The organism is Candidatus Nomurabacteria bacterium, assembly GCA_020631975.1.
Classification (GTDB): Bacteria; Patescibacteriota; Saccharimonadia; order Saccharimonadales; family CAIOMD01; genus JACKGO01.
This window is the reverse complement of sequence record JACKGO010000001.1, coordinates 375,523-392,628: the sequence shown is the minus strand read 5'-3', so window position 1 is coordinate 392,628 and position 17,106 is coordinate 375,523. Positions and strand designations below refer to the sequence as shown.

General features: G+C 40.4%; 15 protein-coding genes and 1 tRNA gene. 12 read left to right on the top strand and 4 right to left on the bottom strand.

Annotated features, from left to right (window positions below; all coding sequences use genetic code 11):
• The first annotated feature begins 9 nt into the window (after positions 1–9).
• From H6795_02095 to H6795_02085, 3 genes are all read left to right on the top strand, one after another.
• Positions 10–681, top strand: a complete 672-nt coding sequence (locus H6795_02095; GenBank protein ID MCB9817312.1) for a hypothetical protein — start codon at positions 10–12, stop codon at positions 679–681.
• 2 nt (positions 682–683) lie between these two features.
• A complete protein-coding gene (locus tag H6795_02090; protein ID MCB9817311.1) occupies positions 684–944 on the top strand; it encodes a hypothetical protein in 261 nt (86 codons plus the stop codon).
• A gap of 61 nt (positions 945–1,005) precedes the next feature.
• Positions 1,006–1,455 (top strand): disulfide bond formation protein B, encoded by a 450-nt coding sequence (locus tag H6795_02085; GenBank protein MCB9817310.1) that lies wholly within the window; start codon positions 1,006–1,008, stop codon positions 1,453–1,455.
• A 15-nt stretch (positions 1,456–1,470) separates the two neighbouring features.
• Here H6795_02085 and H6795_02080 read toward each other — a convergent pair whose 3' ends face one another.
• Positions 1,471–2,550 carry an AI-2E family transporter gene (locus tag H6795_02080; GenBank protein MCB9817309.1) on the bottom strand — a complete coding sequence of 360 codons (1,080 nt, stop codon included), beginning with the start codon at positions 2,548–2,550 and terminating at the stop codon, positions 1,471–1,473.
• Positions 2,551–2,664: 114 nt separating this feature from the next.
• Between H6795_02080 and H6795_02075 the strand changes: the two genes are divergently transcribed.
• The 4 genes from H6795_02075 (at position 2,665) to H6795_02060 (ending at position 6,981) form a co-directional block, all read left to right on the top strand.
• Positions 2,665–3,966: a hypothetical protein gene (locus H6795_02075; protein ID MCB9817308.1), complete on the top strand. Its 1,302-nt coding sequence runs from the start codon at positions 2,665–2,667 to the stop codon at positions 3,964–3,966.
• Between the two features lie 15 nt (positions 3,967–3,981).
• On the top strand, positions 3,982–5,094 hold the full coding sequence (locus tag H6795_02070; GenBank protein ID MCB9817307.1) for an AI-2E family transporter: 1,113 nt from the start codon (positions 3,982–3,984) through the stop codon (positions 5,092–5,094).
• Between the two features lie 49 nt (positions 5,095–5,143).
• Positions 5,144–5,728 carry a DUF308 domain-containing protein gene (locus tag H6795_02065; protein ID MCB9817306.1) on the top strand — a complete coding sequence of 195 codons (585 nt, stop codon included), beginning with the start codon at positions 5,144–5,146 and terminating at the stop codon, positions 5,726–5,728.
• A gap of 182 nt (positions 5,729–5,910) precedes the next feature.
• Positions 5,911–6,981 carry a DNA recombination protein RmuC gene (locus tag H6795_02060; protein MCB9817305.1) on the top strand — a complete coding sequence of 357 codons (1,071 nt, stop codon included), beginning with the start codon at positions 5,911–5,913 and terminating at the stop codon, positions 6,979–6,981.
• Between the two features lie 20 nt (positions 6,982–7,001).
• Here H6795_02060 and H6795_02055 read toward each other — a convergent pair whose 3' ends face one another.
• Genes H6795_02055 through H6795_02045 form a run of 3 tightly spaced genes read right to left on the bottom strand, consistent with a single transcriptional unit; the run spans position 7,002 to position 9,057 of the window.
• Complete coding sequence (locus H6795_02055; protein MCB9817304.1) at positions 7,002–8,312, bottom strand: glycoside hydrolase; 1,311 nt, start codon at positions 8,310–8,312, stop codon at positions 7,002–7,004.
• A 20-nt stretch (positions 8,313–8,332) separates the two neighbouring features.
• On the bottom strand, positions 8,333–8,830 hold the full coding sequence (locus tag H6795_02050) for a YajQ family cyclic di-GMP-binding protein (GenBank protein MCB9817303.1): 498 nt from the start codon (positions 8,828–8,830) through the stop codon (positions 8,333–8,335).
• A 17-nt stretch (positions 8,831–8,847) separates the two neighbouring features.
• Positions 8,848–9,057, bottom strand: coding sequence for a hypothetical protein (locus tag H6795_02045; protein MCB9817302.1), 210 nt, complete (start codon positions 9,055–9,057; stop codon positions 8,848–8,850).
• A gap of 76 nt (positions 9,058–9,133) precedes the next feature.
• Between H6795_02045 and pheS the strand changes: the two genes are divergently transcribed.
• From pheS to H6795_02020, 5 genes are all read left to right on the top strand, one after another.
• Positions 9,134–10,153: a phenylalanine--tRNA ligase subunit alpha gene (gene pheS / locus H6795_02040; GenBank protein MCB9817301.1), complete on the top strand. Its 1,020-nt coding sequence runs from the start codon at positions 9,134–9,136 to the stop codon at positions 10,151–10,153.
• Between the two features lies 1 nt (position 10,154).
• Positions 10,155–12,665: a phenylalanine--tRNA ligase subunit beta gene (pheT, locus tag H6795_02035; GenBank protein MCB9817300.1), complete on the top strand. Its 2,511-nt coding sequence runs from the start codon at positions 10,155–10,157 to the stop codon at positions 12,663–12,665.
• Positions 12,666–12,894: 229 nt separating this feature from the next.
• A tRNA-Pro gene (locus H6795_02030) sits at positions 12,895–12,967 on the top strand.
• A gap of 520 nt (positions 12,968–13,487) precedes the next feature.
• The gene (locus H6795_02025) at positions 13,488–15,272 is read left to right on the top strand and encodes an ABC transporter ATP-binding protein (GenBank protein ID MCB9817299.1); all 1,785 of its coding nucleotides are present in this window, start codon (positions 13,488–13,490) and stop codon (positions 15,270–15,272) included.
• A 41-nt stretch (positions 15,273–15,313) separates the two neighbouring features.
• Positions 15,314–17,083, top strand: a complete 1,770-nt coding sequence (locus H6795_02020) for an ABC transporter ATP-binding protein (GenBank protein MCB9817298.1) — start codon at positions 15,314–15,316, stop codon at positions 17,081–17,083.
• The last annotated feature ends 23 nt before the right edge of the window (positions 17,084–17,106 follow it).

Genomic DNA, 17,106 nt, shown 5'->3' with positions numbered 1-17,106 from the left:
CGTGTGAATATGACAAAAAAAGTATCAGTAACATCAATACTTATGGCTTTATTGCTTACGCTATCAGTAATAGCGATGCCTATTGTCGTCAAGGCAGAATCCGAGCAGAACGCTGCGGAATCAATTAGTGAATTGAGAAATAAAAAAGCCGAAGAATTAAAGGAAAAATATCAAAAACAGATAGAAGAGGCTAGAGAACGGGCAAAACAACAAGTAGAAGCAGCCAAAGAGAAGCAAGAAGCAAAAACTGTAGAAGTAAGAGTTAAAAATTGTGAGTCTAGAGCTAATGAACTACAGAATAAATTTAAATCTACTATTACTGCAGCCCAAAGACATCAAAATACTTTTAACGATTTTAACAAAAAAATTGACAATTTTGTGTCAATGAGAAGTTTAGAATTAACGAATGGTGCATCACTTAAAATGACTGTTGTAGAAGCCGGTGCAGCCTCACAGCAAGCCGTAGACGCATTAGCTACTTTCTCTACTGAGCCTATAGATTGTAACGCTATAGATGATGTCACCCAGAACGTCATAGCTTACAAAGAAGCTTTAGATACAGCTAAAGATGCACTGAAAGCATATAGAACTGCTACAAAAAACTATCTTGTGGCCGTTAAAGCAAGCGCCTTAGCCGAAGAAACTAGTACAGACACACAAGCAACAGAAGGGGCTAACTAATTATGAAACAACAAGGATCTTTACATATTATAGTAATGATTGCCGTAGTTCTTATAGGCGTAATAGGTTTTGCTGGTTGGCGAGTCTACAATACACAAAAAACCAATGACGTAACTACCAGCACCACCCAACAACCACCCGTAGATACTTCAGTAAATAGCGCGAAAGATGTGGCAGACTTAGAGAGCCAGGTAGATGCTACCAATATAGACAATGACTTAGATGGCTCATCTCTGGACAACGATTTAAGCAATTTACAATAGATTACTAGCATAATCTTAGTCGTATAGTGATTATGGTCTTTTCGTATATAATAAGAGCTATATGATCAAAAAAATAGTAAACAATTATAATGAACTAGCAACATATTTTGTGTGGGGCGTTTCTTGGGTTAGTGTATTTGGCAGTTTGTATTTTAGTGAAATTAAGGGGTTTGTTCCGTGTGATCTATGTTGGTGGCAACGGTTGTTAATTTACCCTCTGGCAATAATATCAACAGTGGCAATTATTAGAAAAGATTATAAAAACTTTATGTATTACGTACTACCTTTTGGTGTCCTGGGTTTTATTGTTAGTCTTTATCATTCATTACTACAATGGGGTGTTATAGAAAAGAATATACTAGATTGCACCGCCACAGGCGTTTCTTGCTCTAAGCCAGAAATTGAAATATTTGGCTTTATTACAATACCATTTTTATCGTTTTTGGCATTTACAGCATTAACAATAGTTTCGGGTATTAGTATTTATATTCAGCATAAAAAAGTTAACTGAGCAAAATAATATAACTTAAGCTTTCATATACTTGCGCTTATATTCTAGGTATATTTGAATTGTTGATAAGATTACAATCATAATAACTGGACCTATAACAATACCAAGAAACCCAAATATACCTATTCCTGCAAAAACAGATAATATTGTAAGAGCCGGGTCCATTCGTGCACTTTTAGGGACAAATTTAGGTCTCATTATATTATCGATATTTGTCGTAATGATAAAGTGCCATGCTAAGAGAAATACCCCTTGCCAAACATTACCGGTTAGTATTAAAACAATACCTAAAGGTATTAATATAATGCCCCCGCCTAAAGGAATGATAGAAAGGAACGTTAATAAAAAGAACCAAAATGCCAGGTAGTCAAACCCAATTATCCAAAGAGAAAGTGTTCCAGACAAACCTTGTGCTACAGCTATGGCAAACTGACCTTTCACCATTGCAGAGGTCATGTCTCCCATTCTTTTTAGGTATAATTTATTGAGTGTTTCACCTAGAGGGTTAATTTCATTGAGCATCTTCATTAATTCCTTTTGGTTTTTTAATAAAGAAGAAAACACAAACAGAAAGATAATGAGCATGGTAAAGAAGTTTGCTATCCCTCCAGCGAAACCTTTAATTAAGTCTACCGAAGTATTAATAATTGTCGATGCATTATCTTGCAGCCAACTTATAACCTTATCGGAGCTAAGAGGGTTAGTAGATACAAATGGTAATCTTGCAGCCTGATCGTTTAAACTATTGACTGCATTGTCTACAGCATCAGAAAATGAACCAGTAGAAGTAGTAGATTGTATATTATTTACCAACTCTATTGCCTGTGCTACCGTTACCGTGATGAGCAGTGAAACGGGTATAGCAACTGTAATAAACATTACGACTACAGTCATACTCACCGCGCTACCTTTTCTGTCCTTAAACTTAACTAAAAACCACCTATATATAGGGTTAAATAAAAAGGCTAAAATTGCAGCAAGCGTAATTAATATAAAATAGTTTTGCAAAAATAGCATTAAGCATATCACGCTAATAATAACGGCAGTGATGATTACTTTTTGATTTATGGGTGAGGATTGTACTTTAGAACTCATATGCACAACTATACCACACAGAAATAAGCATTTTTGGCAAAGAAACTTGAAATAATATTAAAAAAGTAGTATAATTTGTTTTAAATATAGCTAAGTTACAAGAAGTAGTGCCATATGCCAACCAAGAAAAGTAATCGTAAACCACCACAATCACAAGAAATCGCATCTCTTAGGGCAGAGTCAAAGAGATTACAACAAGAAAATGATGCTCTAAAAGAGCAGTTGGTTGCCATTACATCTAAAAAGCCAAAAAAATCACGCAAGTGGTATAAAAATGCTTTAACAGTGTTATTACTCACTGTGTCTGTTGTTAGTTTTATGTTGTTTAATGTATCTAGTTGGGTAAAAAACACAATTCTAGACACTGATACATTTGTTGCAACAATGCAGCCACTTATTAGTCAGCCGGCTGTTCAAGAAAATATTACGCAAGAAATATCAACAAGATTGTTTGAAAACGTAAATGTAGAAGAACAATTAGAAAATGTCTTACCAGACCAAGTGGCTTTTTTAAGTGGTCCGCTCGCTAATCAAGTGGTATCAGTAACTGAAGGACGCATTCAAAAAGTTATTAGTAGCCCACAAGTATATACACTTTGGGGTGAAGCGTTGGGTAAAGCGCAGACTGCTGTGGTTGGCTATATTCAAAATGATAATAATGACGGAGTAGTGGATGTAAATGATGTATACACGAAAATATCTGCAAACGTATCGTCTGACGATAAATTAAGTTTTCTGTTTAATAGACAACTGCCCCCCAAGGTAGGCACAATCACCCTCGCTGAAATTCAGTGGCTTCCACAAGCACGTAGTTACATTAATATGCTGAGTGTTGCCCCCCCTGTATTTTTAGCGACTAGTTTAGTAACCCTGCTCGGTGCAGTACTTTTATCTGTAAAAAAGCGACGCTTAGTTATCGTATTTTTAGTACTCTCATTAGTGATGATGTTTGCAACGATAGCTGCGCTTTCGCTGGGCAATTGGCATTTAGGCAATAGTGTGAATCCAGAAAACAAAGGGCTCGCCCAAGCTGTGTATACGACAATTACAGAACCACTCAAGAATAGGACGATTAGTTACGGTACACTGTTATTTGCGATAACTATTGTTGCTATTGTAAGTGCGCCAATTGCCTGGATTAAACGCGTCCGGCAGTATGTCGATACAACAATTGTGCACTTGGCCACCAAGCTGTTACCGACCGTATCGCTGCCTCGTTGGTTAATAGATTTTTCTGCGTACATCAGTGTAATAAGCTGGACGTTATTTATCGCATTGTTTGTTATTGTAGGGGTACGGATTCCACCTGATTACAATCAAGTCATTACAGGATTCGCATGGGCTACCTTTGCGAGCATTGTGCTATACATAGTACATGTATGTGTTCGTGTAATGAATCGACCATCAGCCCAGTAGTGTTACTATAGAACTATGATAGGAAGATCACGCCACACACTTCCGAATTGGGCGCCGCGCCTCGTTGGTATTGTCATCGCATCAATTGTTGCTACAATCGCTGCTGGTTATGTGTTGCTACAAATATCTAACTTACTATCGTGGTTGCTTGTTTCGCTATTTTTGTCATTTGCACTCGAGCCGATTGTCAACCAACTGGTTCACCGTGGCTGGTCAAGAAATATCGCAACATCGGTTGTGTTGCTGGCATTTGGAGGTATGGCAGTGGTGCTAGTTGCTGCGATGATACCACTATTCGTTCAACAAGTGACTGAGGTAGTAAAGCAATCACCAGACTGGCTTACCTCTCTACTTTCTACTGTTAATTCAGTCGCAGGAACGAACATTTCATCAACAGACATAATAGATAAATTATCTTTAAGTGATCAGGCGGTAACGAATTATGTAACTAACATAGCTAACAATGTGCTAGGCTTTGGAAGACAACTGTTGTATGTATTGTTACAAGTGCTAGCGATATTATTATTTACGTTTTATTTCGTGTCTGATGGACCATATTTACGTAGGGTGATTTGTTCTTTCTTGTCACCAAGACAACAAAAAATCGTGCTTACTACCTGGGAAATTGCCATAGAAAAAACTGGTGGCTTTATGGTGTCACGGATTATTCTTGGTGGAATATCAACCGTAGCACACTATATTGCACTTACTATAATTGGTGTGCCATTTGCTTTACCACTGGCAATATGGGTTGGGGTTGTATCCCAGTTTTTACCAATTATAGGTACGTATATTGCAGCAGCACTACCGTTATTGGTGGCGGTATTACAGAGCCCAACAGATGCTCTTGTGTTGATGGTCTTTATTGTGGCGTATCAACAGCTAGAAAACTACATATTGGGACCTAAGATAGCAGCACATACAATGGAACTTCACCCGGCTGTTGCATTTGGTGCGGTGATAGCCGGCGCAAGCATCGGCGGAATTATTGGTGCGTTTGTTGCGCTACCAATTGCCGCAATGCTCCAAGAGATAGCCATTGTATACTTAAATAGGAATGAGGTCATTGAATCTAAGCTTACCGAAACAACAACTGATAGTGTGTTAAAAAACAAAACCAAGCCATAATAATGAAAAGTATGCTAGTATAAAGGTACTAACTTTAAGGAGGATCTCTATGGCTAAGCAGTCAGAGGTGTATATGTTCGATGAACATACGAAAAACATGTGGTGGGTGTTAGTCCTAACAGGGCTATTATCAGTCATCTTTGGTTTTGTGGCTATTATATGGCCGGGTATTACCATTGGTGTTCTAGCATTGCTACTTGCAGTGTATATAGGAATTACAGGTATAGCTGATATTGTCAGTGGCATTAAAAAGTTTAGCACGGGCTTCTTTGCTGCCGCGCTTACACTATTGGTTGGGCTTTTGTTCTTGGGCGTATCTGTCTACCTACTAAGTAACATTGGTTCTGGCTTAGCTGTCATGACACTCGTACTACTCATTGCGCTAAGTTTTATTGTGCGTGGTGTTGTTGCAATCGTCGTAGCATTTGCAGATCCTGACTATCGGGCTACGCGCTGGCTTAATGTCGTTGTTGGGTCATTATCGGTACTTGCTGGTTTAGTAGTTGCTTGGTATCCGAGTGCAGCGACATTGGCATGGGTATGGGTAATTGGTTTCTTTGCCCTCGTAAGTGGCGCAATGCAAATTGGACTTGGCTTTACTGCTAAAGATCATCTAGAAAAAGGTAAAAAATAAATAGAGTATAGTTGCTATAAACGTGCTGTAGCGCTACACTAAAAGTGGAAGTTAAACTTCCGCCAAAGCCGGGTGAAACATCCCGGCTTTTTTAATGGGTGCATTGCATGTACCATAGAAGGTATGACCATAAGCGCGCACAGATTGATAATAGATAACAGCACTTTATACGCAGGTTTTACATGGATGTAATTACCATTGTTCTGATAGTTCTGACAATAGTTTTGTTGGCAACCATTATGTATTTAGTGTATGCGCTCAGACGTAGCGCTGCCCCTGCCATAACCAACAATGAGATACAAAACTTAAATAATCGCCTCGATGCAATTAAAGACAGTCTTAATATCACTGTTAACGACCGCTTAGACAAAAACACTAAGCTTATGAGTGATACTATGCAACAGCAGTTTAGCCAAAGTGCAAAGCTAATTGCTGACGTCACCAATAGACTTACAAAATTAGACGAAACGAATAAGCGTGTGGTTGATGTTGCAGATGAACTTAAAATGCTGCAAAATGTGCTCCAAAACCCTAAACAACGTGGTGGTATAGGTGAGTATTATTTAGACGTGGTTCTTGGAAATGTTTTACCAAGTAAGCTATATCAATTACAGTACAAATTTGCTGACGGAGAAATAGTCGATGCAGTGATTAAACTAGATAAAGGCAGACTTCTGGCAATTGATAGTAAATTTAGCCTTGAAAACTATAACCGATTAGTAGAAGAAACCGATAAAACTAAACGTGTTGCACTCGCAAAATTATTTAAAGCGGATTTAAAAAATAGGATAGACGAAACAGCTAAGTACATACGGCCAGCAGAAAACACGCTAGATTACGCATTTATGTTTATACCGAGCGAAGCCATTTATTATGATCTACTTATTAATCAGGTAGGTATGACCAATACGTCTGCGAGAGATTTACTAGAATATGCATTTATCGATAAAAAAGTTATTATTGTCAGCCCGACGACATTACTCGCATACTTGCAAACAGTATTGCAGGGCTTGCGGAGCTTGCAGATAGAGGAGCAAGCCAAAGAAATTCAAAAAAGGGTAGGCGAGCTTGGTAAACATATTGCGACGCACGAAACATACATGCAGAAGCTTGGCACAAGTTTAGGGACAACCGTAAATCATTTTAACACTGCGCATAAAGAACTTAAAAAGATGGATAAAGACGTTATAAAAATAGCTCACACGGACGCAAGTGTTGAACCACTTGTTATTGAAAAGCCCAAAGAAGACTAGCTTAGCCTATTTAGTAGCGTTTATCTATGTAATAAATCTAGCGTAAGCGCTGCTGTCCAGGTAAAGTCAGCACTGCCTAAGCCCTCTCCGTTGTTTGGATTATAGTATTCCCAGACGCCACTGCTACGCACCATTTGTAATGTATGGCTGACAAGCGCTTGAGATTCTTGTGTGAAACCATAACGCTCTAGGCCATCTATGATGAGCCAGTTTGTATTGAGCCAACTTGGTCCTTGCCAGTACCGCCACTCGTCAAATATTCGACTATTTTTAGGCACAGACGGTACCGGAAATTGCGTCCAAAAGGCAGAAGAAGTGGTTAATATTTTTACAAGTGTTTCCGCTCTTTTTTTGCTTATAGCACCACTATACAGTGGCAACAGACTAGATATTGTTGGCTGCCGAAGCAGTTTTTTGGTTATAAAATCACGACTAAAATAAATACTGTAAGTTTCGTCCCACAGAGATTCTATGGCAATTTCGCTTTGTTGCATGTTAGCATCTAGTTCTTTAGGCAGTTTTCTATATATAGTCTTAGCAATATCTCTTAGTATTTGGTTATTGCGAATGAAAATGGCATTAAAGCCTACATCTTCTATAGCAAATAACGATCTGTGCAGAATAAGGTCTATATCATAATGTTTACGGCGTAAGCGTAATATAGCATCCCATGCCATGAGTGCATCAATATTCCGCATACGTTGTTCTTTAGGCACGCTTCGCGTATCACGCCGCACAAAATTAATGAATTTTTCTAGACGACTATTTTCTATTGCTGCAATCCACATCGGCCGACTGTGTTCACGTAGTTGTTGTTCCCATGGTGGGGTATTATCGAGACCTGTTTCATAAGGATGGATCTGAATAGTCAAGCCTTCCTTGTGTGGATCTCGTTCTTCGTATAGCCAGCTATGATACGCAAGGAGTACGGGGTACATTTTAGTATAAAACTGCTTTCGCTCGTTGTTGGGTAGGGCATTGCCAACACGCCAGGTTGCTTCTGCAAGTACTGGCGGTTGAGTGATGCCTGATGTTGCTACATCATTTGGTGATTCTGGCGACACCCAGCTACGCCACATATTCCGATCGCGGGCATAGCGTTTATCGGCACTAAATATCATATGTGGCATCATACCGTTATGCCATTGGCCATGAATAAGACTCAGTAATTCTTGTTTTGCCCGTTGAGGGTCAATATATGACCAGCCTATCGCCGCAAAACAACTATCCCACAACCACTGATGAGGGTAAAGGCCAGGTGATGGCACCGAATGTGTACCCCTATCATTGGCTCTAAGAACGTCTTCGCATGTGACAGCCAACGTATTCATATACTATTAGTATAGTTCTATTATCGATAATTGGTAAATATAATCGGAAAATCAAATTCGTGGGTTTTTAATAGCGTTATCACGTTTTGGAGTTCATCTTTTTTTGCACTCATAATACGAACTGTTTCGCCCTGTATCTGGGTTTTTACTTTTGGATAATGCTCTCTCACGAGTGAAGTGATAGCTTTAGCTTTGGCTTGGTCTAGACCACGTACCAAGGGCACCGTTAGACTCATTCGCAAATTATTGGTGGTTGGTTCAGCACTTACATCTAAACATTTTTGGCTTTGACCTCGAAGGGCAAGTTTTTTACGGATAATTTCTATAATTGCATCGAGCTGAAATTGGGTATCACCATTAATAAGTAGTGCCTGTTTATCATCGTTTTTCCAGCTTAACTGCGCAGTGGTATTTTTAAAATCATACCTATTTGCAATCTCGCGCTGGGCTTGGTCTACGACATTGTTCATTTCTGATTTATCGTATTCACTTTCAAGGTCAAAACTAAATAGTGCCATAGTACATTTCTTTCGTTTTATGTTACTTCATCGTATATTTCTAAGACCCACGCACCGGTATTTTTTATCCGCACATGGTGCTGTCCATCATATATTGTTATGATATCTTGCACAATATCTGTTATGAACCCTTCGTACGTGCGACATGTGGCATTTGCGCAGAACTCGTTACCAGCTGCATGGCTGGCAGACACCCGATCGCCAATACGTGGCTTTTGGTTGGACATGGTAATTTGAATATATATGTCTCGCTAAAAATGTCAATAGCATGTCTATCTGTACACGTAGTATAATGAAAGCCATATGTCGTATACATTCCAAGAAGTACAGTCTGCAAAAGCTAAATTGCAGCAAGAATTTAACCAGCTCAGTGATAAAACAGCTATAGTGCGCAGCCCTGTGTTTAAGCAGCTCTATGCAGAATTGCCAAACAAAAATAGTCAGCAAAAACCTTTATTTGGCGCAGAAGTAAATGCACTAAAAAAGGAAGTTACATCGTGGTTTTCTACAGAAGCAGTACAAGACAACCGTCAACCAATTGACGTCACTGCGCCGTTTGCACCCAATACCACAAAAAGACCACAGACGTTTACTTCTAGTGTAGGGAGTGAGCATCCTTTGATGTCAGAAATTACATATATCTTAGATATTTTTTACCGGATGGGTTTTACTGCTATGGAATCGCGCCAAGTTGATGATGACTACCATATGTTTGAAAGTCTTAATTTTCCAGAAGGCCACCCAGCCCGCGACGATTACGACACCTTTATGACCACAGAAGGTCTTATTGCGCCAGCACATACGAGCACCATGCAAAATAGGGCGCTTATACAATACAAAAATAATTTAATGAACGGCGAACCAATCGCTGTTGTAATCCCAGATAGAGTATTTAGAAACGAAGACTTAGACGCCACACATGAACATGCATTCTATCAGCTAGAAGGCATCTATGTAGATAAAGGCATAAATGTAGGTAACCTAATCGCTATATTGCGGGCATTTATGAGTGAGTATTATGGCCAAGACTTAAAAGCAAAAATCCAACCTTTTTACTTTCCGTTTACCGAACCTAGTTTTGAGTTTGCTATAGAGAGGCCAAAAACATTAAGGAAAGGAAATACAGAGGCAGACATGTGGTTGGAATTACTTGGTTGCGGTATGATACATCCTAATGTGCTTAAAATGGCGGGCATAGACTCTAATGAATATACGGGTTTTGCATGGGGCGGGGGCGTAGAACGTTTGGTTATGATGAAATATGAAGTTGAAGATATCAGGCATTTTTTAAGCGGTAAATTAGATTTTTTGAGGCAGTTTTAATATGAATGTTAGTTTAAAATGGGCGCAATCAGTCAGCAACGTAGACATCACCAGCATTGGAACAGATGAAGTCGTTAAAAAAATAGGTGCACAACTTGGTGCAGTAGAAGACGTTATAGAGTGGGGTAAAAAATACCAAGGTGTAGTAGTTGTTAAGGTGGTGAGCTGCGTTAAACACCCCAACGCCGATAAGCTAAGTGTTTGCTTGGTGGATGACGGCAATAGCATAAAAGATATCGAGCGTGACCAAGACGGACGTATACAGGTCGTGTGTGGAGCCCCAAACATAGCCACTGGCCAAACCGTCGTGTGGCTACCCCCAGGGGTAATTGTACCGAGCACCGCCGACGACAAAGAACCATTTGTACTTGGTGCACGTGAACTACGTGGTCTACGTAGCAATGGTATGATCGCCAGTCCTGCTGAGCTTGCGCTAAGTGACGATCATGACGGTATATTAGTAATTACAGAAGACGTCCCAGCTGGTACCCCTTTTGTAAGCTTATATAACTTAGATGATGATGTTGTAGATTGCGAAAATAAAATGTTTACACACCGACCTGATTGTTTTGGTGTGCTTGGTGTTGCGCGTGAACTTGCCGGTATTCAGCAGAAAGCTTTTATAAGCCCACAGTGGTATAGCCAGGATCCTACTTTCAATAATATTACAGATCTACCACTACAAGTTGCAGTAGACACACCACTGGTGCCACGCTTTAGTGCGATAGTCTTAAAAAACGTGCAGGTGGCTGCTAGCCCCTTGCAGATGCAGTCCGATCTAAGTAGGGTGGGCTTGCGACCAATTAATAATATTGTAGACATTACTAATTGGTTGATGCACTTAACGGGGCAGCCCTTACACGCATACGATTACGATAAACTGATTGCAAAGAGTGGCACCAAAAAAGCCGTCATTAGAGCGCGCCTATCTAAAAAGGGAGAATCAATTGCACTATTAAACGGTAAAGATGTGATGATGCAAGATGATGCTACGGTAATTATCTGCGCTGATGATACACCAATTGGTATAGGTGGTGTTATGGGTGGGAGCGAAACAGAAGTAGACAAAACGACCAAAAACATCGTTCTTGAATGTGCTAATTTTGATATGTACAACATACGGCGTACAGCCATGAAATATGGTTTATTCACAGACGCCGTAACACGCTTTAACAAAGGGCAAAGCCCTTTGCAAAATCTGCGAGTATTACACAAAGCAACAGAAATGGTCCAAAGCATTGCAGGGGGTCAACTGGCTAGTTCGGTAGTTGACTATAAAGATGACACCGTAGTGCCATTGGCTCCCGTCAGCACTACTGCAGAGTTTATAAACACTCGCTTAGGCTCACAACTAAGCGCCCAGCAAATCGCACAATTATTAGAGAACGTAGAATGTAAGGTAGATGTTCATAGCGATGCAATTACCATACATGTACCATTTTGGCGCCGGGATATTCGTTTACAAGAAGACATTGTAGAAGAAGTCGGCAGGCTCTATGGTTATGAAAAGTTACCTATTGCCTTGCCAACCCGCATTGCTAAACCTGCCAAAAAGAATACTTCAATACACTTTAAAGAAACTCTACGGCACACCTTGGCAGCCATGGGTGCAAATGAACTTCTTACCTATACGTTTGTGCATAGCGATCTCATAGAAGCGTCTAATCAAGACATAAGTAATGCGTACAAACTAAGTAATGCCCTAAGCCCCCGCTTGCAGTACTATCGCCTGAGCGTTTTACCAAGTGTGCTAGAAAAGGTTCACCTAAACATAAAAGCTGGTTATGGTGAATTTGCTTTATTTGAAATAGGTAAAGCCCATTCTAAGCAGTATGTGGCAGAAGATGGTTTACCAATAGAACATGAAAACCTCGCTTTTGTATTTGCGGCTGACGAAAAGAAACGTAAAAACTACGAAGGCGAACCATATTACTATGCAAAAGAGTATCTTAATGGTGTGTTACAAAAACTCGGCATTAAAGCTACATTTACTCCTTTTACAGACGTGCCAAACCAGCCAGCTAATGATATGTCGCAACCTTTCCTAGCAACGCGTAGTGCAGTCATTGCGACTGATGACGGCGAAACATTGGGTGTAGTAGGTGAATTACAAGCCAAAACAATGAAAAAGCTTAAACTCCCAAGCTATTGTGCAGGTTTTGAACTGAATATTGTGCCTCTTTTACAACACTCGCTAGGCACTCCTAAACGGTATGTGCAGCTACCAAAATACCCCTCTATAAACCAAGATATTACCCTACAGGTAGATAGTAGTATGCTCTTTGCCACGATTTCTACTTCGCTTCAGAAAGCAATTGCCCAGCATATTCCAGAAAAATCAATTTATTCACTTATTGCCATAGATAGTTATAAAACAGATAGTCACATTAACTACACGTTCCGGCTTAGTATGAGCAATCATGAGCGCACTATGACTACCCAAGAACTTACTAGCTTAGTAGAAAAAGCGACGTCAGAAGTCGCCAAGGCGTATAACGCGAAACGTATATAGCAAGCGTAATAAGGCTTGACCAAATTGTAGAAACGTTGTAATATGGTATAGCTGTGCCCGTGAGGCTGTAAATTTAGCCCATGATAGGCAAGTACATTAACAGGTGTTGTTGCAACTAAAATAAGTATGAATCGGTCTGGTTTTTGGTAGACTATCTTTTGTGCTGATTGCGCTGTTGTCGTAGTCGGTAAAAAAGATAGCCTACCACACCAACGTAGGCACTATCACACGGGGTGTAGCTCAGTTTGGTAGAGCTCTGGCGTTGGGCGCCGGGAGCGTAGGTTCAATTCCTGCCACCCCGACGTTTATTGTACCAAGTGGGGACGGAGTGGACGCCTAAAGCGCGTGCAAAAGCCCCGCACAAGCGAGGATCCTCCGTACCACCTCCCTCTTGACTGCCCGAAAAGGCTATCAAGAGAGGCTCGGTCGGGGGTCACATCCCCCGTACCCCCCGACCGAGCCCTTACTTATCGTACCTACTATACCTTGGAGGAGGTGAAGTAACATGGCGAGCTGCAAAGGCTGTTGTCCCAATTGCAATGGGGGCAAGAAGCGGGGCATGGGAGGCATTAAGCTGAACTGCTTAAGATGCGGAACGACCGGGCATGATCCCGACATCTGCCCGCTCGAGCACTAGCCGGAAAGAAAACCGGGGGAACTGACCTTCAGAGGCATGAAGTATATGCCCGATGTGTCAAGACAGGATGCAACAACACCTGCGTTCCCATAGATCATAAACTAAATTGTTTGTGCTCTGCGGCAACGCTACACTTAGCTACACTGTGCTATTATTGCAGTGTAAACAATATAAGAAACACTGCAATGAAAAATATAACGAAAGTGCTATCACCGTTTTTGTGGGCCGTTGGCCTGAGTTGGCGTACCAACAAGCGTATCTTTGCCTTTACGAGTCTTAGTACATTTCTTACCAACAGTGTTAGTGGCATTATTACAACTTACTTACTGGCCCAGGTAACGGCATCGGTTGCATTGCTTGCTACCGGTTCTGTTACGGTGCGTACGCCAGTTGTGTGGGCACTATTATTTGGAGCGGTAACAATACTATTTGATGTAATACGGCGTATTACCTATTACTACGACAGAAAGTTTTCCGAGCAAGTAAATATTTATGTCAGCACGCTGTATAGCAGTAAAGTATCTTCGTTTACCCAAGAACAACTAGATAATCCGAATTTGCAAACTTCTTTGAGCATGGCGAGTAGGGAATTATACACCGTGCAGGGAGCTGCCGATACGTTGCAAAACATTGCTTCAAGCATTGCGGCGTATATACTCGCCGTAGTAGTGGTGTGGCAGTATGCATGGGGTATAGCTGTGCTACTTTTTGTCCTTATACCAATACTAGCGGTTAGTAATTATTACCAAACAAAACGTAGCCGTAAATCGTGGGAAGAAAGTACCATACATTGGCGTATATCTTGGGGATTATTTAATTATATTACTGATCCGCTGCGACTGTTTGAGATACGTATTATGGGGGCCCGCGACAGCATATTAAAGCTACGCGAAAAACACTTACGTAAAGAAATGGATATAGAGATGCAAGCTGTCCGCAAAAACGCCTTCTTTTCTTTATTTGAAGATATATCTTCTCCACTTATAGAAGTTGGCACCAGAATCTGGGCAATACTACTTGTGGCTGGTGGTAAACTGGCCTTTGACCAGTTTTTATTTGTGATTGGACTCATACAACAAGCTAGTTCGCAAACCTTTATATTGGGCTATAACATATCACGGGCTCAAGAAACATATCTTGCTACGGCTGCCCTTAAAGATGTTATGGATATCCCCGATGCACCAGATGGCACCGAAAAGATTCAAATAGGTGGCGGTGGCATAGCAATAGAGCTACGCGATATATCTCTGAAGTATCAAAATGGTACACAGGCTCTAAAAAACGTAACACTAAGCATTTCTGCAGGCCAAAAGGTGGCTATTGTGGGTGAAAACGGTGCCGGTAAGACGTCGCTACTGCGGATTATTGCCAAACAATACGAACCCACTGAGGGAACACTAATAATCAATGGCATAGCAACCAAGCAACTGAGCCGCGAAAGCCTGTATAAACACACATCTGTTCTTAGCCAAGATTATTATTTGTTTGATGATCTAACCATAAAGCAAAATCTTGAAGTAGTGGCCGGTAGGACGCTCACTAAAGATGATATTTTAGCAGCTCTTGATGTTGTGCATCTTAAACAAAAGATTCTAAGCCTGCCACATCAGCTCGATACACGGCTCGATAAATCATACAAAGACGGAGCAGACTTATCTGGTGGCCAACGCCAACGCTTATCTATTGCTAGAACATTGTTAAAACCGTTTGATTTATTGATATTAGATGAACCAACCTCTGCAATAGATGCCAAAGCCGAGCGCAGTATATTTAATAGTATCTTTGAAAAAAGCGCCAGCGCCACTGTACTCATTGTGTCGCATCGTTTTGCGACGGTTCGTAAAGCTGACTACATATACGTTGTAGATGATGGACACATAATAGAGCAGGGAACACACAAGGAATTAATGGCGCAAAATGGTCATTACGCCGAACTGTACACAATACAAGCACAAGATTTTATGGATTAGCGTTTAAGCCGGCAAATTGATGCCGTATACTATGATGAGATATGCAGTCAATTTGGCGAATAATAACCCTTAGTAAAGAACTATGGCGCTACTACGTAGCGATTAGTATTTTCACTGTAGTGCTGAGTATAGTTGGGCTCGCCATGCCAATGCTTTCTGGCTGGGCCATAGACGAAATGCAAAAAGGCACGTCTGCCGATGTGCAGTATATGGTCATGTTAGCATTGGGTATTTTAGCTATCGAAGTAGTTGCAACCATTGGCAATAATATCAGCGGTTACTGGGGCGACCAGCTATCGATGAAATTATATAAAATATTGAGTTTTCGGTATTACCAGCATTTGCTAGATTTGCCACAGACGTACTTTGATACGGAGCTTTCTGGTAAAATCATCAATCGACTTAATCGCTCGATAAACCAAATTACTAGTTTTATGCAGATGCTTAGTAATAACTTTTTGCAGTTTATTTTTAGTACAATTTTTGCCCTTGCCATTGTAGCGTATTATAGTTGGCAAGTTGCATTACTCTTAGGTGTGTTATACCCAATATATATATTCTTAACAATGCGCACCAGTAACACCTGGCAAAACTACCAAAAAGACAAAAATTTAAATGCCGATATTGCCAGCGGTCGGTTTGCCGAAAGTGTTGGGCAGATCAAAGTTGTTAAAAGCTTTATCCAAGAAAAGTACGAACTTAGTATTTTTAGTAAGTATATAGATAAAGCTGTAGCAATTAACGTACCTCAATCTAAATATTGGCACACCAAAGACGTCCAGCGGCGGCTGATACTTAATATTATTTTCTTTTTGGTGTATTTATTTATTTTTGTGCAAGGAGCTAAAGGGGTTTTTACTCCAGGCCAAGCGGTCGCTCTTATATTGTATGCGATGCAAATAAGGATCCCCATATTTACAATTAGTTTTTTGGTAGACAACACACAACGGGCTATTGCAGACAGTAAAGATTACTTTGAAGTTATGGCGATACAATCAGACATAACAGATGCACCTGATGCAAAAGTGTTTACCAGTAAAAAACCCACCATTGTTTTTGATTCCGTGAGCTTTGGCTATGGCGATAAGCAGGTGCTTAAAGACATTTCTTTTCATATACAAAACGGTCAAAAAGTTGCCCTTGTTGGCGAAAGTGGCGAAGGTAAGACCACACTGACAAATTTGCTACTACGCTTTTACGAGCCATCGAGCGGGTGTATTACAGTAGCAGGCCAAGACATAAGTAGTGTTACTCAAAAATCATTACGTAAAAATATTGGTGTAGTTTTTCAGGAGCCTGCCTTATTTAGTGGCACTATTAAAGAAAATATTGCGTATGCTCACCAAAATGCTACAGAAGAAGACATTATTAAAGCCGCTAAAAATGCCAATGCCCACGAATTTATTAGTAAATTTGAAAAGGGGTACCAAACAGAAATCGGTGAACGTGGCTTAAAATTAAGCGGTGGTCAAAAGCAGCGCATAGCCATTGCAAGAGCACTCTTAAAAAATGCCCCAATACTGATACTTGACGAAGCAACCAGCAGCCTAGATAGCAAGAGTGAAGTAGCCGTACAGCAAGCTATGGATAAACTTATGAAAGGTAGAACGACGATTATTATTGCTCACCGGCTCACGACTATTGCCCATGTTGATTTAATAATCACGCTAAAGAACGGGCAGGTAGACGAAATTGGTACACCGCAAGAACTTAGTAAAACGAATGGTATTTACGCACAACTATTAACCATTAGCCACCGCCAAGACGAAAACGCTAAAAAGCGATTAAAATCTTTTGAATTATCCATGTAATTTGTTAATATTGTTAAGTAATT

Excerpts from the sequence above, each read along its gene's own strand:
- H6795_02070 (MCB9817307.1), top strand. The coding sequence starts at position 3,982 with ATGATAGGAAGATCACGCCACACACTTCCGAATTGGGCGCCGCGCCTC.
- H6795_02045 (MCB9817302.1), bottom strand. The coding sequence starts at position 9,057 with ATGTCCAACCAAAAGCCACGTATTGGCGATCGGGTGTCTGCCAGCCAT.
- H6795_02060 (MCB9817305.1), top strand. The coding sequence starts at position 5,911 with ATGGATGTAATTACCATTGTTCTGATAGTTCTGACAATAGTTTTGTTG.
- H6795_02095 (MCB9817312.1), top strand. The coding sequence starts at position 10 with ATGACAAAAAAAGTATCAGTAACATCAATACTTATGGCTTTATTGCTT.
- H6795_02055 (MCB9817304.1), bottom strand. The coding sequence starts at position 8,312 with ATGAATACGTTGGCTGTCACATGCGAAGACGTTCTTAGAGCCAATGAT.
- H6795_02020 (MCB9817298.1), top strand. The coding sequence starts at position 15,314 with ATGCAGTCAATTTGGCGAATAATAACCCTTAGTAAAGAACTATGGCGC.
- H6795_02025 (MCB9817299.1), top strand. The coding sequence starts at position 13,488 with ATGAAAAATATAACGAAAGTGCTATCACCGTTTTTGTGGGCCGTTGGC.
- H6795_02050 (MCB9817303.1), bottom strand. The coding sequence starts at position 8,830 with ATGGCACTATTTAGTTTTGACCTTGAAAGTGAATACGATAAATCAGAA.
- H6795_02065 (MCB9817306.1), top strand. The coding sequence starts at position 5,144 with ATGGCTAAGCAGTCAGAGGTGTATATGTTCGATGAACATACGAAAAAC.
- H6795_02085 (MCB9817310.1), top strand. The coding sequence starts at position 1,006 with ATGATCAAAAAAATAGTAAACAATTATAATGAACTAGCAACATATTTT.
- H6795_02075 (MCB9817308.1), top strand. The coding sequence starts at position 2,665 with ATGCCAACCAAGAAAAGTAATCGTAAACCACCACAATCACAAGAAATC.
- H6795_02090 (MCB9817311.1), top strand. The coding sequence starts at position 684 with ATGAAACAACAAGGATCTTTACATATTATAGTAATGATTGCCGTAGTT.
- pheT (MCB9817300.1), top strand. The coding sequence starts at position 10,155 with ATGAATGTTAGTTTAAAATGGGCGCAATCAGTCAGCAACGTAGACATC.
- H6795_02080 (MCB9817309.1), bottom strand. The coding sequence starts at position 2,550 with ATGAGTTCTAAAGTACAATCCTCACCCATAAATCAAAAAGTAATCATC.
- pheS (MCB9817301.1), top strand. The coding sequence starts at position 9,134 with ATGTCGTATACATTCCAAGAAGTACAGTCTGCAAAAGCTAAATTGCAG.